Origin of the sequence: Herbaspirillum sp. RV1423 (assembly GCF_000577615.1) — a bacterium.
Classification (GTDB): Bacteria; Pseudomonadota; Gammaproteobacteria; order Burkholderiales; family Burkholderiaceae_D; genus Herbaspirillum.
Map to the genome: position 1 here is coordinate 28,947 of NZ_CBXX010000029.1, position 17,053 is coordinate 45,999.

Genomic DNA, 17,053 nt, shown 5'->3' on the forward strand with positions numbered 1-17,053 from the left:
CAGCAATGCGGTCGCCGGGGTGTCCGGTTCTGGCACCCTGACCAACGACACGGCGCTGGGCATCAATGCGCGCGCCACCGGCGGCAGTTCGCTGGCCACCGGCGCTGGCGCGCAGGGCGACCGCCAGCGGCGCCATCGCCAGCGGCATGTCGGCCACCGCCAGCAACGCCGCGGCCATCGCCTTGGGTCAGTCGGCCACGGCCTCGGGACAAAATGCGCTGGCCACGGGCACGGGCGCGACCGCTTCCGGCAACGGCGCCCTGGCTCTGGGCTGGCAAAGCAACGCCAGCGCCGCCAACACCATCGCCCTCGGTTCGGGCGACGGCAGCGTCGGCAGCAGCGCCAGCGCCGCCGGCAGCAACGCGATTGCGATCGGCTACAAGAGCGACGCCTACAACAGCAGCAGCCTGGCGCTGGGCGTCAACAGCCAGGCCGGCGTCTCGGGTTCCGGCACCGTGGTCAACGATATCGCGCTGGGCAACAATGCCCAAGCCACCGGCGGCAGTTCTCTGGCGGCCGGCTCGGGGGCCGTGGCGACCGGCGCCAACGCAGCGGCGCTGGGCGTTTCCGCCTCGGCGGCCGGCACTTCGGCGGCGGCGCTGGGCAACGGCGCCAACGCGGCGGGCAGCAGCGCGGCGGCGATCGGCGCAGCGGCGTCGGCGGCCGGCAGCAATGCCTTCGCCGCCGGCGCGTCGGCCAATGCGTTCAACAACAATGACGTCGCCGTGGGCAGCGGCGCCGTGGCCGGCATCTCCGGCTCCGGCACCGCGGTCAGCGATACCGCCATCGGCGCTGGCGCGCAAGCCAAGGGCGGCCGCTCCTTCGCCGGCGGCGTGGCGGCGCTGGCTTCGGGCGTGTCGTCAGTGGCCTTGGGCGACAGCGCCACGGCGTCCAACCTGAACGCCGTGGCAATCGGCTTAAGCGCGAACGCCAACAATACGCACACGCTGGCGCTGGGCAACGCGGCCCAGGCTACCGGCGTGAGCAGCAATGCCATCGGCTTTGGCGCGACGGCTTCGGGCGACAACAGCGTGGCGCTGGGCGTGAACACCCAGGCCACCGCGACCGGCGCTACCGCAATCGGCCTCGGCAGCACAGCGGTGGCGGCCAGCGCCGCAGCCTTCGGCGATACCGCCACGGCCTACAACACCAATGCCGTGGCGGTGGGCAAGAATGCGGTGGCGGGCGTGTCCGGCTCGGGAACCATTGTCAACGATGTCGCCCTGGGCGGCTCGGCCAGGGCCAGCGGCGGCAGTTCTTTCGCGGGCGGCTTCCAGGCCGCCGCGTCTGGCGCTTCCGCCGTGGCGATCGGTGCCGGCAGCACGGTCGCCGGCGCGAATGCGATCGGGCTGGGCGTGTCGGCCACGGCCGGCGCCGCCGACACCATTGCCGCTGGCCGCAACGCACAGGCATCGGCGGCCGGCGGCATCGCCCTGGGCCTCGCCAGCGCCGCGTCCGGCGCCAATGCTGCGGCGATCGGCGCCAGCGCCAACGCCGCAGGCGCCAGTTCCCTTGCGGGCGGCATCGGCGCAAAAGCGTATAACGGCAATGATGTGGCGCTGGGCAGCAATGCGGTTGCCGGGGTCTCCGGCTCGGGCTCGTTGACCAACGATACCGCCGTGGGAAATAACGCCCAGGCCGTCGGCGGCAATTCGCTCGCCTCCGGCGCCAATTCGGTTGCTGCGGGCAGCCGCGCCACCGCCAATGGCGTGTCGGCGTCGGCCTCGGGCACCTCTTCCATCGCCGCCGGCGACAGCGCCAATGCCTCCGCCGCCAGCGCCAGCGCTTTCGGCGCGACCAGCATCGCCTCCGCCAGCAATGCCACGGCCCTGGGTTCCAACAGTACCGCGTCAGACGTCTCCGCCACGGCGGCGGGCGTCAATGCGGTTGCCAGCAACAATAGCGCGGCGGCGTTCGGTTCGCAGGCCCTTGCGGCGGGCGCCAATGCGCTGGCCGCCGGCGCTGCTGCAAAGAGCTACAACAGCAACGATGTGGCGTTGGGCAATAACGCCTTGGCCGGAGTCTCCGGCTCCGGCACGCTCGGCAGCGATGTGGCCGTCGGCGACAGCGCGCAGGCCATCGGCGGCAACGCCGTGGCGGCCGGTCGCAATGCCGTGGCCAGCGGCGGCAATGCCTTTGCCGGCGGCTTCTCGGCGACGGCGTCGGGCACGGCGTCGCTGGCGCTGGGCCAGGCATCGACGGCGTCCAATACCAATACCATCGCGCTGGGACTGGGAAGCACCGCCAGCGCCGCGAATGCCGTGGCGATGGGCGCGACCGCCAGCGCCACCGGCGCAGCGGCGAGCGCCTTGGGCGCCAATGCTTCCGCCTCCGGCGTCAACGCCGTCGCCCTCGGTCAGGGCAGCGGCGCGATCGGCGGCAGCGCCTTTGCCGGTGGCGACACCGCCAAGGCGTATAACGCCGACGACATCGCCATCGGTCATAACACGGTGGCCGGCAAACCCGCTTCCACCGCCGAGAGCCGCAATACCGCCATCGGCGTCAGCGCCCAGGCCAGCGGCGGCCAGGCGTTTGCGGGTGGCGACAGCGCATTTGCCCTGGGCAGCAAATCGTTCGCGGGTGGCTATTTCTCGACCGCATCGGGGGCATCCTCGGTCGCGCTGGGCGATACCGCGACGGCCGGCGCCGCCAATGGCGTCGCGGTCGGCGCCAACAGCAACAGCACGGGGACGAGTGCGACAGCGCTCGGTCCCTCGGCCAATAGCGCGGGAGCGTCGGCGATCGCCGCCGGCGCCGGTGCGAGCGCTTCGGCCGGCAATGCGGCCGCCTTCGGCGCCAGCGCCAATGCCGCCGGCAGCGGAGCGCTGGCGGGCGGCAACCTGGCCAATGCCTACAACGGCGGCGATGTGGCGCTGGGCAGCAATGCCGTGGCGGGCATCAGCGGCTCGGGCACCGTCAGCAACGACACGGCCATCGGCAGCGGCGCCAGCGCCAGGGGCGGCAACGCCGTGGCCAGCGGCGCGACGGCCACGGCCTCGGGCGCCAATGCGGTGGCGAATGGCTGGGCCTCGCTGGCTTCGGCCGCTTCCACGGTCGCCGTCGGCGATACCGCCAAGGCGACCGCTGCGGGCGCCGTGGCGCTCGGCCTGAGCAGCACGGCTTCCGCCGGCAACGCCGTGGCGCTGGGCAAGAGCGCCACGGCCAGCGCCAACAGCACGCTGGCGCTCGGCGACACGGCATCGGCCAGCGGCTTGAACGGCCTGGCCATCGGCACCTCGGCCACCTCGGCCGGCGCTTCGGGCAGCGCGGTGGGCGCGGCGGCCAATGCGGCCGGCGCTTCGTCGTTTGCCGGCGGCGCGGCGGCGGCTGCGTTCAATAGCGGCGGCGTTGCCGTGGGCAATAACGCGGTGGCGGGCGTTTCCGGTTCTGGCACGACCACGCTCGATGTCGCACTCGGCGCAAATGCGCATGCGACCGGCGGCAGCTCGCTGGCGACCGGCGCGTCGGCGACGGCATCGGGCCTCAATTCCATCGCCAGCGGCGTGTCGGCCGCTGCTTCCGGCGCCTCGTCCATCGCGCAGGGCGACACGGCGCAGGCGACCGGTTCCGAAGCCATCGCGCTCGGCAAGAACAGCAAGGCGCTGGCCGCGCAGACGGTGGCGCTGGGTGGCGCGAGTACGGCCTCGGGCACAGCGGCGACGGCGCTGGGCGAACTGGCCACGGCTGCCGGCAATAATGCGACCGCGGTCGGCAAGTCGGCTTCCGCCGCCGGCAATAACAGTTATGCCGGCGGCGCCAGCGCCAATGCCTACAACAGCGGCTCGATTGCGATCGGCAGCAGCAGTGTTGCCGGTGTGTCGGGTTCCGCCACCTTGACCAACGACATTGCGCTGGGCATCAATGCCAGCGCCACCGGCGGTAATTCCCTGGCGGCCGGCAGCGGCACCCAGGCCAGCGGCAGCAATGCGCTGGCCGGCGGCGTGTCGTCGGTGGCCTCGGGCGCATCGGCGATTGCATTGGGCAATACGGCCTCGGCATCCAATACCAACAGCATCGCCATTGGCGCAAGCAGCGTGGCCTCCGGTTCGGGAGCCATCGCCACCGGCGTGTCGTCCAGCGCGGCGGGCGTGTCCGCGCTGGCGCTGGGCAGCGGCAGCAATGCCGCCGGCGCCAATGCAGCCGCCCTGGGTTCCAGCGCCAATGCAGCCGGCGCGGGCGCGCTGGCGGGCGGCAACCTGGCCAACGCCTACAACAGCGGCGCCATCGCCTTGGGCAACAGCGCGGTGGCGGGCGTCTCCGGTTCGGGGACGATCACCAATGACACGGCGCTGGGCAACAATGCCAAAGCCAGCGGCGGCGGCGCGCTGGCAACAGGCGTCAGCGCGCAGGCCCTGGGGGCGGCTTCGGTGGCCAGCGGCAATAGCGCCATCGCGTACAACAGCAATGACGTTGCAATGGGCAACAATGCCCTCGCGGGCGTCTCGGGTTCAGGAACGATCACCAACGATACGGCGCTGGGCAACAACGCCAAGGCTACCGGCGGCAGTTCGCTGGCCGGCGGCACCGGCGCCCAGGCCAGCGGCAGCCGCAGCGCGGCGCTGGGCGCGTCGGCCACCGCGTCGGCCACCTCGGCGATTGCGCTGGGTGATACGGCGACCGCCTCGGGCGCTTCCGCCGCCGCCCTGGGCTTGAACAGCACCGCAGCCGGCAGCAATGCCGTGGCGCTGGGTTTCGGCAGCAATGCGGCGAGCGCGAACGCCCTCGCGGCAGGCGCGTCGTCGCGCGCCTATAACAGTAATGCGGTGGCGCTCGGCAACAACGCAGTGGCGGGCGTGTCCGGTTCCGGCACCATCGTCAACGACACGGCGCTGGGCAATGGCGCGCGGGCGATCGGCGGCTCGTCGCTGGCGGCCGGCGTGTCGGCCAATGCGGCGGGGGCGAATGCGGTGGCCACAGGTTCCTCGGCCAATGCCTACAACAGCGGCACGGTGGCCATCGGCAACAATGCCGTGGCGGGCGTGTCCGGCTCGGGCACGTTGACCAACGATGTGGCGCTGGGCAATGGCGCTGCCGCCACTGGCGGCGGCGCCCTGGCTTTGGGCAGCGCGGCGGCGGCATCCGGCAATCGCGCCCTGGCGGCCGGCATTTCTTCGGCTGCCGCGGGCGCTTCGGCAATCGGTCTGGGCGATGGCGCCAGCGCCGGCGGCGCGCAGGCTGTGGCGTTGGGCAAGGCAGCGGCGGCGACCGGCGCGAGCGCCTTTGCCGGCGGCAATGCGGCCAAGGCCTATAACGACGGCGCCACGGCGCTGGGTGCCGGCGCGGTGGCAGGCGTGTCCGGTTCTTCGACGACGGTCGACGACACCGCGATCGGCCTCAATGCCCAAGCCATCGGCGGCAGGGCGTTTGCCGGCGGGGTCGGCGCCAGCGCCGGCGGCGCCTCGTCCGTCGCCATCGGCGATGCGGCGGCGGCGTCCACCGACGGCGCGGTGGCGATCGGCCAGAACGCCAATGCGCAAGGCGGCAAGGCAGTGTCCATCGGCAGCGGCAATATCGCCAACGGCAACGGCGCGGTCGCCATCGGCGATCCGAATAACGCCACCGGCAGCGGCGCGGTGGCCCTGGGTGAAGACAATACGGCCAATGGCGACGGCTCCCTGGCCCTGGGCAGCAACAACAACGCCAGCGGCCAAGGCTCGATCGCGCTGGGCTTCCACTCTTCCGTGACGGCGGCGGGCGCAGGAGGAGTCGCGCTGGGCGACACGGCCTCGGTCAGCGTCAGCAAAGGCGTGGCCCTGGGTTCGGGATCGACATCCGACCGCGCGATCACGCCGGTGGCGGGCCAGACCATCCTCGGCGCGGTCTCGGTCGGCGATGCCGGCACCAATACCTATCGTCAGATCATCAATGTCGCCGACGGCACGCAGACGCACGATGCGGTCAATCTGGGGCAATTGACGGCGGCGATTGCCTCGGTGTCCAGCTCGACCACGGAATATTTTCACGCCAATTCGACGCAGGCGGATTCCCTCGCCTCAGGCACCGACGCCGTCGCCATCGGCCCGAACACCGTGGTCAACGGCAACAATGCGGTCGGCGTCGGGCTGGGGGCCAGCGCCGCCGGCGCCGATGCGCTGGCCATCGGACACAATGCGTCGGCCAGCGGCGCCCAGGCCCTGGCGCTGGGACGCAATGCCAATGCCGGCGGCGTGGCGGCGCTGGCGCTGGGCGATGGCGCGACGGCCGGCAAGGACAACAGCGTGGCGCTGGGCGCAGGCTCCACCGCCAGCATCGGCGCGCAAACCAATTACACGGCCTATGGCTTGTCGGCGGCGCAGACGTCGAGCGGCGAAGTCAACATCGGCAATCGCACCTTGAGCGGCGTGGCGGCAGGCATCAATAACCAGGACGCCGTCAACGTGGCGCAACTGACCGCGGTCAACAATACCCTGAGCGCGGAAATCGCCGGCGTCAGCGCCGGCGTCAACAAATATTTCCATGCCAATTCCACCGCCACGGACGGCACCGCCACCGGCACCGACGCCATCGCCATCGGCCCGCAGGCAAGCGCGACAGGCAATACCAGCATCGCCCAGGGCAGCAATGCCCAGACCGGTGCCACCGATGCCGTCGCCGTCGGCCGCAGCGCCAACGCGCAGGGTGCCGGCGCCCTCGCCGTCGGCGCCGCCAGCAGCGCTGGCGGCCTGGGTGCCGCCGCATTCGGCAGCAACAGCGCCGCCGCCGGAACCGCAGCGGTGGCGCTGGGGCGCAATACCAACGCGGGTGCCGCCGGTGCAGTGGCGCTGGGCGATGGCGCCGCCGCCAGTCTGGCCAATAGCGTGGCGCTGGGCGCGGGTGCAACGACTCTGGTCGGCGCGCAGAGCAATTACAGCGCGTACGGCCTGGCGGCGACGCAGACGTCGGCGGGCGAGGTCTCCGTCGGCAATGCGGGCGCAACGCGCAAGATCACCAACCTGGCCGCCGGCAGCAGCAGCACCGATGCCGTCAATGTGGCGCAACTGTCGGCGGTGGCGACCGGCTTGACCGGCTCTTCGCTGCAATGGGACGCGGCTGCCAACAGCGGCGCCGGGGCATACAGCGCCAGCCACGGCAGCGCGACCACCAACAAGATCACCAATATCGCCACCGGCGACGTCAGCGCCGCCAGTGTCGACGCCGTCAATGGCGGCCAGTTATATGGCATTGCCGGCGACACCAGCGCGGGATATACCGATGCCAACGGCAATGGCGTGCGCTACTCCCGCACCAACGATAACGGCCTGACCGTGGGCGACGCGCAAGCCTCTGCGGCGGGCGCCTCGGCGTTCGGCTACAACGCCGCCGCCAGCGCCGCCAACGCGCTGGCGCTGGGCCGCGACAGCATCGCCAACAAGGCCAACAGCATCGCCCTGGGCGCGGGTTCGGTCACCGTGGTGGGGGCGCAAACCAATTACACCGCCTACGCCTTGACGGCGCCGCAATCCTCGAGCGGCGAGGTCAATGTCGGCAACCGCACCATCGGCGGCGTGGCCGCCGGCATCGACGACAACGACGTAGTCACCGTGCAGCAATTGCGCGCCGCCGACAACCGGCTGACGGCGCTCAACAGCGGCGCCTTGCAGTGGGATGCGGCCGCCAATAGCGGCCTGGGCGCGTATAGCGCAAGTCATGGCAGCACCGTCGCCAACAAGATCACCAACGTCGCCGCCGGCGATGTCAGCGCCGCCAGCAGCGATGCCGTCAACGGCGCCCAGTTGTATGCCGTGACCGGCGACACCAGCTCGACCTATAGCGCCAATAACGGCGTCAGCGTGCGTTATGCGCGCACCAATGAAAACGGCCTGACGCCAGCCGATTCGCATGCCTCGGTGGCAGGCGCGACCGCCATCGGCTACAACGCGACGGCCAGCGCGTCGAACGCGCTGGCGCTGGGACGCGACAGCGTCGCCAACCAGGCCAACAGCATCGCCCTGGGCGCAGGCTCGATCACCACGATCGGCGCACAGACCAACTACACCGCCTATGCCATGACGGCGCCGCAAACGTCGAGCGGCGAAATCAATGTGGGCAACCGCACCATCAGCGGGGTGGCGCCAGGCATCAATGACAATGACGTGGTCACCATCGGCCAGTTGAAAGCGGACGACGCCAAAATCATCAACCTGACCACCGAGGCGCTGCAATGGGATCCTGCCGTCAATGGCGGCAATGGCGCCTACAGCGCCAGCCACGCCGGCGTGACGACCAACAAGATCACCAACGTCGCGGCCGGCGATGTCAATGCAACCAGCACCGACGTCGTCAACGGCAATCAACTGTTCCAGATCGCCAACGACACCAGCAGCACGTTTGTGACCAACAACGGCGCCGGCGTGCGCTATGCACGCACCAATGACAGCACCCTGGGCGCATCCGACGCGGTCGCGTCCGCCGCCGGCGCCACGGCGCTCGGTTACAACGCCAATGCCGGCGCCGCCAATGCGCTGGCATTGGGTGCGCACAGCACCGCCAGCAAAGCCAATAGCGTGGCGCTGGGAAACAATGCGGTCACGACCGTCGGCGCGCAAAATAATTACATCGCCTATGCGCTGGACAATCCGCAAAATTCGTCAGGGGAAGTTTCAGTGGGTTCCGCCGGCAGCGAGCGCAAGATCACCAATGTCGCCGCCGCCAGCAACGGTACCGATGCCGTCAATCTCACCCAGTTGCAAGCCGTCAACGATACGCTTGCCGCCGGCGTGGCCAACAGTCTGCAATGGAGCGCCACGGCCAATGGCGGTGCCGGCGCTTTCAGCGCCAGCCACGGCGCCGCCACGACCAACAAGATCACCAATCTCGCCAACGGCGATCTCACGGCGTCCAGCACCGATGCCGTCACCGGCCAGCAATTGAAGGCGACCAACGATCTGGCCACGCAAAACAGGGCCTTGATCGCCGGCTTTGCGGGCGACACCAGCGCCAGCTATACCAACAGTCACGGCCTGGGCATCAACTATGTACGGACCAACGATGTCGGCCTGACGGCCAGCGACGCCACCGCTTCCGCCCAGGGTGCAAGCGCGCTCGGCTATGGCGCGAATGCATCGGCGCCCAACGGGCTGGCGCTCGGTCGCGGCGCCGTCGTCGCCAACGCCAACAGCGTCGCCCTGGGCGCCGGTTCGGCCACCACCGTCGGCGCGCAGACCAATTACACCGCCTACGGACTCGCCGATCCCCAGACGTCGGTGGGCGAGGTCAATATCGGCAACCGCAAACTGACCGGCCTGGCGGCCGGCAGCGCCGATTCCGATGCGGTGACCGTGGCGCAACTCAGGGATGCCAATAACAATGTTGCCAGCCTGACCAACGATGTCGTCAAATGGGACAGCGCCGCCAACGGCGGCGCGGGCGCCTTCAGCGCCAGCCACGGCGCGGTCGTCGCCAACAAGATCACCAACGTCGCCAATGGCGCGGTGACCGCAGGCAGCACCGATGCCGTCAACGGCAGTCAACTGTTCGGCGTGGCCGGCGATACCAGCGCCGCATACACCAGCGCCAACGGCACCGGCACGCTGTATGCGCGCACCAACCGCAACACGCTGGCCGATGCCGACGCGTATGCCACGGCGACCGGCGCCACGGCGCTCGGCTACAATGCCGCGGCCAGTGCCGCCGATGCGCTGGCGCTGGGCCGCAACAGCGTCGCCAACCAGGCCAACAGCATCGCGCTGGGCGCCGGCTCGGTCACGACGGTCGGCGCGCGCACCAACTATATTCCCTACGCCATGGCGACGCCGCAAAGCTCCACCGGCGAGGTCAACGTCGGCAACCGCACCATCGGCGGCGTGGCGCCCGGCGTGGCTGACGACGAGGTAGTGACGGTCAAGCAATTGCGCGCCGATGACGCCAATCTGACGGAACTCTCCAACGCCACCTTGCAATGGGATCCGGCCGCCAACGGCGGCAACGGCGCCTACAGCGCCAGCCACGCCGGCGTGACCGCCAATAAGATCGCCAACGTGGCCGCCGGCGATATCGCAGCAGCCAGCACCGATGCCGTCAACGGCAGCCAGCTCTATGCGGTGACGGGCGATACGAGCAGCACATACACTACCGCCAACGGCGCCGGGGTGCGTTATGTGCGCACCAACGACAACGGTCTGGGCGCCGCCGACGCCAGCGCATCGGCGGCCGGCGCCAGCGCCCTGGGTTACAGCAGCAACGCCAGCGCCAACAATGCCTTGTCGCTCGGCGCCAACAGCATCGCCAATAAAGACAATAGCGTGGCATTGGGCGCGGGCTCGCTGACATCGGTGGGCGCCGAGACCAATTACATCGCTTATGGCCGGGCCGCGCCGCAGACCTCGGTCGGCGAAGTCTCGGTCGGTTCCGTCGGCAACGAGCGCAAGATCACCAATGTGGCGCCCGGCAGCGCCAGCACCGACGCCGTCAACGTCAGCCAGTTGTCGGACCTGGACGACCGCATCACCACCGTGTCCGGCAACAGCCTGCAATGGAGCAGCACCGCCAACAGCGGCAACGGCGCCTACAGCGCCAGCCACGGCGCGGTCGTCGCCAACAAGATCACCAACGTCGCGGCCGGCGATATCAGCGCCGCCAGCACCGATGCCGTCAACGGCGCCCAGTTGTACGCTTCGCTCGGCAGTTTCAGCAACCCGACCTACAACGACACCAACGGGCAAGGCATCAAGTACGTGCGCACCAACGACACCGGGCGGGTAGCCACCGACGTGGCGGCCACCGGCGAGGGCGCCACCGCGATCGGCTACAGCGCGTCGGCCGCGGGCACGAGTTCGGTGTCGATCGGCGACCAGGCCAGCGCGCAAAGCAACGGCAGCGTCGCCATCGGGCAAGGCTCCAAAACCACCGCCGGCATGGCGGTGTCGATCGGCAACCAGAACGTCGCCAGCGGCGACGGCGCGGTGGCGCTGGGCAACACCAACACCGCGACGGCCCAGGGCGCAGTGGCCATCGGCAACACGTCCAACGCTACCGCCCTGAGCGCCGTGGCCCTCGGCAACAGCGCCAACGCCAGCCAGACCTACGCCATCGCCCTGGGCAACAATGCCAACGCCAGCGCCGTCGATGCGCTGGCGTTCGGACGCAACAGCGTCGCCAACCAGGCCAACAGCATTGCGCTGGGCGCAGGCTCGGCGACCACCGTCGGCGCCCAGACCAATTACAGCGCCTACGCCCTGACCGCGCCGCAAACCTCGTCCGGCGAAATCAATATCGGCAATCGCACCCTGACCGGCCTGGCGCCGGGCAGCGCCGGCACCGATGCCGTCAACGTCAATCAGTTGACGGCGGTGGCTACCAACCTGGGCAGCGTCAGCGGCAATGCCCTGCTGTGGGACGGCACGGCACTGAGCGGCGCCGGCGCCTATAGCGCCACCCACGGCGCGGTCACGCAGAACCAGATCGTCAACGTAGCCGACGGCACCACGCAACAATCGGCGGTGACGGTGCATCAACTGACCAATGCCCTGAGCTCGTTTGCGGTAACCGGCACCATGTACTTCCATGCCAACAGCACGGCGGGCGATGCGCTCTCGACCGGCACGGATTCGATCGCCATCGGTCCGATCAGCGTCAGCGCAGGCGATTCCAGCGTCGCCATGGGCAATGGCGCAACGGCGCTCGCCACCGCCGCCAACGGCATCGCCATCGGCCGCAACGCGACCGTTCAACAGGCCGACGCGATGGCCCTCGGCACAGGCGCGACAACAGCCGGCGCGCAAGCCATCGCCATCGGCGTCAATGCCAGCGCCAGCGCAACCGGCAGCCTGGCGCTGGGCGCCAATGCCCAAGTCACCAGCGCCAACAGCGTCGCGCTGGGCGCAGGCTCGGTCGCCTCGATCGGCGCCCTGACCAGTTACACGGCTTACGGCTTGACCGCCCTGCAGAGCTCGGCCGGCGAAATCAATATCGGCAATCGCCAGCTTACCGGCATGGCGGCGGGCAGCGCCGACAACGACGGCGTCAATGTCAGCCAGTTGCGCGCCGTGGAAAACAGGCTGACCAGCCAGATCGGCAGCGGAAGCGGTGGCGGCAGCGGCGGCTCCGGAGGCAGCGGCAGCACCGGCAACACCGTGTGCGGCGGCCATACCTGCGGCGACGGCGTGGCATACGACAGCGCGGCCAACAACAGCGTCACCCTGGGCAACGCCAACGCGGCGCCGGTCGCGATCCACAACGTGGCGCCGGGCGTTGCCGATACGGATGCGGTCAACGTGTCGCAACTGAACGGCGCCGTGACGAAAGCGAATCAATACACCGATCAGCAGATCGAAAAAGTGACGCGCGACGCCAACGCCGCCACTGCATCGGCCATGGCGCTGGCGTCGCTGCCGCAACCGCCGCAGGCGGGGCAAAGCATGATGTCCTTCGGCGGCGGTACTTACGAAGGCCAGAGCGCCCTGGCGGTGGGCCTCTCCACCTATAACGGAAGCTGGGTCGTCAAGGCTGGCGCCACCACCAACAGCCGCGGCAAAACGGGAGCCGCTTTCGGCGCCGGCTTTGCCTGGTGAAGCGGCGCAGGTTTGCGAAAAACTCTTCCTGTTCATGCGTTTGACAAGAAGAGGAACTGCTAGAATTTTTACAGGTTTCACCCGGCAGACATGCACGGGACCCTATCAGACATGACAAAGGAGATTCGCATGAGATCGTTGAAAACACTCTGCACGATGTGGCTTGCCGCCGCTGCCCTCTTTCTTTGCAACATCAACGTCATGGCGCAAAACGTGCCGCTGGACGCCTTGGTGAGAACCGCCAGCCAATGGCTCAGCCTGTCCGACGTCAATCAGTCCGATCGCATGTGGGACGGCAGCGGACCGATCATGCAAAAGAACATCAGCAAACAGGATTGGGCCAAATATCTCGGCAACCTGCGCGGCGAGCTGGGTCCGTTGCAAGGCCGGGAATGGGCGCAAGTGGCGCGCGTGGTCAATCCGCCCGGACTGCCTGCCGGCGAATACATGAATGTCATGTTCAATTCGCGCTTTGCCCGGGCGGCGACGACGGTGGAAAAAATATCGCTGACCCTGGCAGGCGGCAAATGGGTGCCGGTCGGCTACGTCGTCGAGAAGATAGAACCGGCGCCGCCGACTGCCGCAGCCCCGGCCGCCCAGCCGGTCAAACGATAGGCCGGACCGGTCCCGTCGACTTCAACTGCGCGTCGGCCTGATCGGGTCGGCGGGCCGACCTGCTTTTGACCGCCTAACGAAACCTCTCCACCCGCCGCTGCGCCTCGTCATGCAATAATCCCGACGCGGCGATCGACAGCCGCATCAGGCGATCGGCCTCCTGTTCGCCGATGGCCGGCGCGGCGGTTTGTCCCGGGTCGGCGGCGCGGTTGGCGGCGCGCTCCAATTCGCTGGCGTAAATGATTTGCAGGCAGGCGTGGACGCCGGCGCTGATGTCGAGCGCGGTTTCGATGAAACGGGCGTAGGAACTGTGTTGCGCCGGACCGTCAATCCAGCGGAAGTCCTGATGCGTGGGCGGGTGTTGCCCGGCGGCGTCGCGGGCGATGCGGTCAGTGCTGCTGGTGTTGGTCATGGAGCCTCCATGTGGGTGCAGGATCACCCACCACATCTCGCCAGACGAGGGTGGCGGGCACGAGACAGGGTTGACGGACCGGTGTTACTTCGAAAGCCGGCATACCCGAAGGTATCCCTGCCAAGGCCCGCCGCAGAGGCGTGCACAAGCAGAGCAAAAGGCCGCTTGCGGCGGCCTTTAGCCGAAGTAACAACGAGCCGTCAAACTCGGTCCCTTCTTTTTCAGGGACGCATGCAGGATACCGTCCGCTAAAACGAGGGTCAATCGAATATTGCCGAATTGCTACTTTTGCGTGGTGAGCAATGAGACATCTATCCAACTCCGAACATACCTTTCCTAAAAATAAAGTAGGGTTCCACAAATTGAAACGCGTATGATTCGGTGTACAAGAACACTCGTTGAAGATAATGGATAATCGTGAGCGAATGAAAAATCTGTGCACGCTTGCTGGATCCTATCCGGCTGCGGCGGCGCTCATTCAAGAAGAAACTCAGCGTCCGCTCAGCGTTGACGCCATCAAGTCATGGACTTGCGATCCTGCCGCCAAACGCGCGCGCACCTGCCCCGACTGGGCAGTTGAGGTATTGGAGAATCGATTGAAGAGAGACAAATAAAGATACGAACCCAACGATGCGCGAACACGAAACATCGAATACATCGACCATTTTTATCATTCGGTTGTCCTCCCTCTCTGAAATTCCGGAACAGCGAACATGCAAAGATTGACTGACCAAGAACTACTCGATTTGCTCAACGACACGGAGTCTGACCGTGCCGAGCGCAAAGAGACCTTTAAAGGCGACGTTCCCAAAAAAGCGCGCCAAGCAGTATGCGCTTTTGCCAACGATCTGCCGGGACATAACCGCCCCGGTGTTTTGTTCATTGGCGCCAAAGACAATGGCGAACCCAGCGGCTTGGAAGTAACGGACCAGCTTTTACTATCGCTTGCCGATATGAAAACAGACGGCAATATTCTTCCCTTGCCTGTGCTTTCAGTGGAAAAGCGCATCTTGAAAGGCGCTGACATGGCCATTGTGACGGTGATGCCGTCCGACATGCCGCCACAAAAATACGACGGCCGCATTTGGATTCGCACGGGTCCTCGTCGCGCACTGGCTAACGAACAGGAAGAGCGCATCCTCAGTGAAAAGCGGCGCTACAAGAACTTGCCGTTCGACATCTATCCATTGCCCTCAGCCAAGTTAAGCGATCTCTCGCGAGTCATTTTTGAGAATGAATACCTGCCGCAAGCGTTTGCGCCTGACGTACTGGAAGCCAACGGCCGCAGCTATGAAGAACGACTCGCTTCCTGCCGCATGATCGTCGCGCCGGACGACACCACGCCCACCGTCACTGGCCTGCTGGCGATCAGCAAACGGCCGCAAGATTTTTTGCCAGGCGCATATGTTCAATTCTTGCGTATTGACGGTATCGAATTATCCGATGAAGTCATTGACGAAGAAGAAATCGGCGGCGGCATCGTTGACATGCTCCGTAGAACTGAAGAAAAGTTGAAGGCACACAATCGCACTGCCGTCGATATTACCTCTGCGGCAACACATCAGGTAGAGATGCCCTACCCGCAGGCCGCGATTCAGCAAGTCCTCTATAACGCGGTACTGCACCGCACTTATGAGAGCACCAACGCCCCGATACGGGTGTATTGGTTTAATGATCGCATTGAGATCAACAGCCCAGGCGGTCCTTACGGCAATGTCACGGTCGAGAATTTCGGCAGACCAGGCATCACCGATTACCGCAATCCGAACATCGCAGACGTGCTGAAGACCTTTGGTTTTATACAGGCCTTTGGTCGCGGCATCGCCACCGCCCGAAAGGCGATGGAGTCAAACGGCAATCCTGCACCTGAATTCGAAACCAATCAAAGCGCCGTAGTCTGCATTTTGCGAGGAAAATCATGAGTACTCCCGTGCTGACTTTTTTCAACAACAAAGGAGGGGTAGGCAAGACCTCTCTGATTTATCACCTGGCCTGGATGTTTGCGATGCTGCGCAAACGCGTGGTGATTATTGATCTTGATCCGCAGGCCAATCTGACGGCGGCTTTTCTCGATGAAAATAAAATTGAGGCGATCTGGGGACAAGAAAATAATGGCTCGACCATTTATCAGTGCATCAAGCCGCTGATGGGCGTTGGCGACATCGCGGAACCTGTTCTCCAAAATATCGCAACCGACTTGTATCTGCTGCCGGGCGACGTCAATCTGTCCGGTTTTGAAGATGCGCTTTCCGCTGAATGGCCCAATAGCATGGGCGATAAAAACCTGTACCGGCCCCTGCGCATTCTGACTGCGTTCTGGCAGGTGATGCAAATGGCTGCCAACAAGGTGCAGGCAGATATCGTTCTGGTGGATATCGGCCCTAACCTGGGCGCCATCAACCGGTCGGTTCTGATTGCGACTGATTACGTCGCCATCCCGCTTGGCGCGGATTTGTTTTCCCTGCAAGGCTTAAAAAATCTGGGACCGACCCTGAGAAGCTGGAAAAATCTCTGGAAAAAGAGACTGGATAACTGGGCCGACAGCAGCGAAAAAAAGAGCTTCCAAGATTTCCATCTGCCGGATGGAAACATGCAGGCGATCGGCTACTTGTGTCAGCAGCACAGCGTCCGTTTGGACAGACCGGTACAAGCCTACGACAAATGGGTGCAACGCATTCCTGCTGTATACCGGGAATCCGTATTGGATGAACCCGCAGTCAGCGACATGCGACAAGAAGATGATCCTTACTGTCTTGCTACGATCAAGCATTACCGCAGCTTGATACCCATGGCTCAGGAGCATCGCAAGCCTATCTTTAATCTCACCTCGGCGGACGGCGCTATCGGCAGCCATTCCGGCGCGGTGCAAGATGCAAAGAAAGACTTTCGACAATTGGCGATCAAAATCGCTAAACAAATCGGAATCGACATCTGACCGGGAGCAATAATCCGCTCCCGGTAACGTTCACCATCTAACGAAACCTCTCCACCCGCCGCTGCGCCTCGTCATGCAATAATCCCGACGCGGCGATCGACAGCCGCATCAGGCGATCGGCCTCCTGTTCGCCGATGGCCGGCGCGGCGGTTTGTCCCGTGTCGGCGGCGCGGTTGGCGGCGCGCTCCAATTCGCTGGCGTAAATGATTTGCAGGCAGGCGTGGACGCCGGCGCTGATGTCGAGCGCGGTTTCGATGAAACGGGCGTAGGAACTGTGTTGCGCCGGACCTTCGATCCAGCGGAAATCCTGATGCGTGGGCGGGTGTTGCCCGGCAGCGTCGCGGGCGATGCGGTCAGTGCTGCTGGTGCTGGTCATGGAGCCTCCATGTGAATGCGAGATCACCCACTACACCTCGCCGGACGAGGGTGGCGGGCACAAGACAGGGTTGACAGACCGGCACTATCCCGCAAACCGGCATACCCGAAGGTGTCCCTGCCAAGGCCCGCCATGGAGGCGTGCAAAAGCAGAGCAAAAGGCCGCTTGCGGCGGCCTTTCGCCGGGATAGTCTTCGAGCTGTCAAACCCGTTCCCTTTTTTCTCAGG

At 66.2% G+C, this 17,053-nt stretch carries 7 protein-coding genes; 5 read left to right on the forward strand and 2 right to left on the reverse strand.

Annotation, left to right across the window (positions count from 1 at the left end; all coding sequences use genetic code 11):
• Nucleotides 1-65 precede the first annotated feature (65 nt).
• Together RV1423_RS29975 and RV1423_RS20525 are read left to right on the forward strand one after the other, a co-directional pair.
• Nucleotides 66-12,488: a hypothetical protein gene (locus tag RV1423_RS29975; RefSeq protein WP_034300725.1), complete on the forward strand. Its 12,423-nt coding sequence runs from the start codon at nucleotides 66-68 to the stop codon at nucleotides 12,486-12,488.
• A gap of 129 nt (nucleotides 12,489-12,617) precedes the next feature.
• The gene (locus RV1423_RS20525; RefSeq protein ID WP_197034975.1) at nucleotides 12,618-13,103 is read left to right on the forward strand and encodes a DUF4019 domain-containing protein; all 486 of its coding nucleotides are present in this window, start codon (nucleotides 12,618-12,620) and stop codon (nucleotides 13,101-13,103) included.
• A gap of 73 nt (nucleotides 13,104-13,176) precedes the next feature.
• On the opposite strand, the gene RV1423_RS20530 is transcribed toward RV1423_RS20525, so the two are convergent.
• Nucleotides 13,177-13,515: a hypothetical protein gene (locus RV1423_RS20530; RefSeq protein WP_034300731.1), complete on the reverse strand. Its 339-nt coding sequence runs from the start codon at nucleotides 13,513-13,515 to the stop codon at nucleotides 13,177-13,179.
• Nucleotides 13,516-13,913: 398 nt separating this feature from the next.
• Here RV1423_RS20530 and RV1423_RS29225 point away from each other — a divergent pair, with 398 nt between their 5' ends.
• The 3 genes from RV1423_RS29225 to RV1423_RS20540 all read left to right on the forward strand — a co-directional run bounded on the left by RV1423_RS29225 (nucleotide 13,914) and on the right by RV1423_RS20540 (nucleotide 16,450).
• A complete protein-coding gene (locus RV1423_RS29225) occupies nucleotides 13,914-14,129 on the forward strand; it encodes a hypothetical protein (protein WP_255344229.1) in 216 nt (71 codons plus the stop codon).
• A gap of 99 nt (nucleotides 14,130-14,228) precedes the next feature.
• Nucleotides 14,229-15,437 (forward strand): ATP-binding protein, encoded by a 1,209-nt coding sequence (locus tag RV1423_RS20535; RefSeq protein ID WP_034300733.1) that lies wholly within the window; start codon nucleotides 14,229-14,231, stop codon nucleotides 15,435-15,437.
• A complete protein-coding gene (locus RV1423_RS20540) occupies nucleotides 15,434-16,450 on the forward strand; it encodes a ParA family protein (RefSeq protein ID WP_034300735.1) in 1,017 nt (338 codons plus the stop codon). Before RV1423_RS20535 ends, RV1423_RS20540 begins: the two co-directional genes overlap by 4 nt.
• 37 nt (nucleotides 16,451-16,487) lie before the next feature.
• Here the strand turns inward: RV1423_RS20540 and RV1423_RS20545 are convergent, their stop codons facing one another.
• Nucleotides 16,488-16,826, reverse strand: a complete 339-nt coding sequence (locus RV1423_RS20545) for a hypothetical protein (protein WP_034300736.1) — start codon at nucleotides 16,824-16,826, stop codon at nucleotides 16,488-16,490.
• Nucleotides 16,827-17,053 lie beyond the last annotated feature (227 nt).

What these genes read in the sequence shown, in the direction of transcription:
- RV1423_RS29975 (WP_034300725.1), top strand. Translation starts at nt 66, where the DNA reads ATGCGCGCGCCACCGGCGGCAGTTCGCTGGCCACCGGCGCTGGCGCGC.
- RV1423_RS20525 (WP_197034975.1), top strand. Translation starts at nt 12,618, where the DNA reads ATGAGATCGTTGAAAACACTCTGCACGATGTGGCTTGCCGCCGCTGCC.
- RV1423_RS20530 (WP_034300731.1), bottom strand. Translation starts at nt 13,515, where the DNA reads ATGACCAACACCAGCAGCACTGACCGCATCGCCCGCGACGCCGCCGGG.
- RV1423_RS20535 (WP_034300733.1), top strand. Translation starts at nt 14,229, where the DNA reads ATGCAAAGATTGACTGACCAAGAACTACTCGATTTGCTCAACGACACG.
- RV1423_RS20540 (WP_034300735.1), top strand. Translation starts at nt 15,434, where the DNA reads ATGAGTACTCCCGTGCTGACTTTTTTCAACAACAAAGGAGGGGTAGGC.
- RV1423_RS20545 (WP_034300736.1), bottom strand. Translation starts at nt 16,826, where the DNA reads ATGACCAGCACCAGCAGCACTGACCGCATCGCCCGCGACGCTGCCGGG.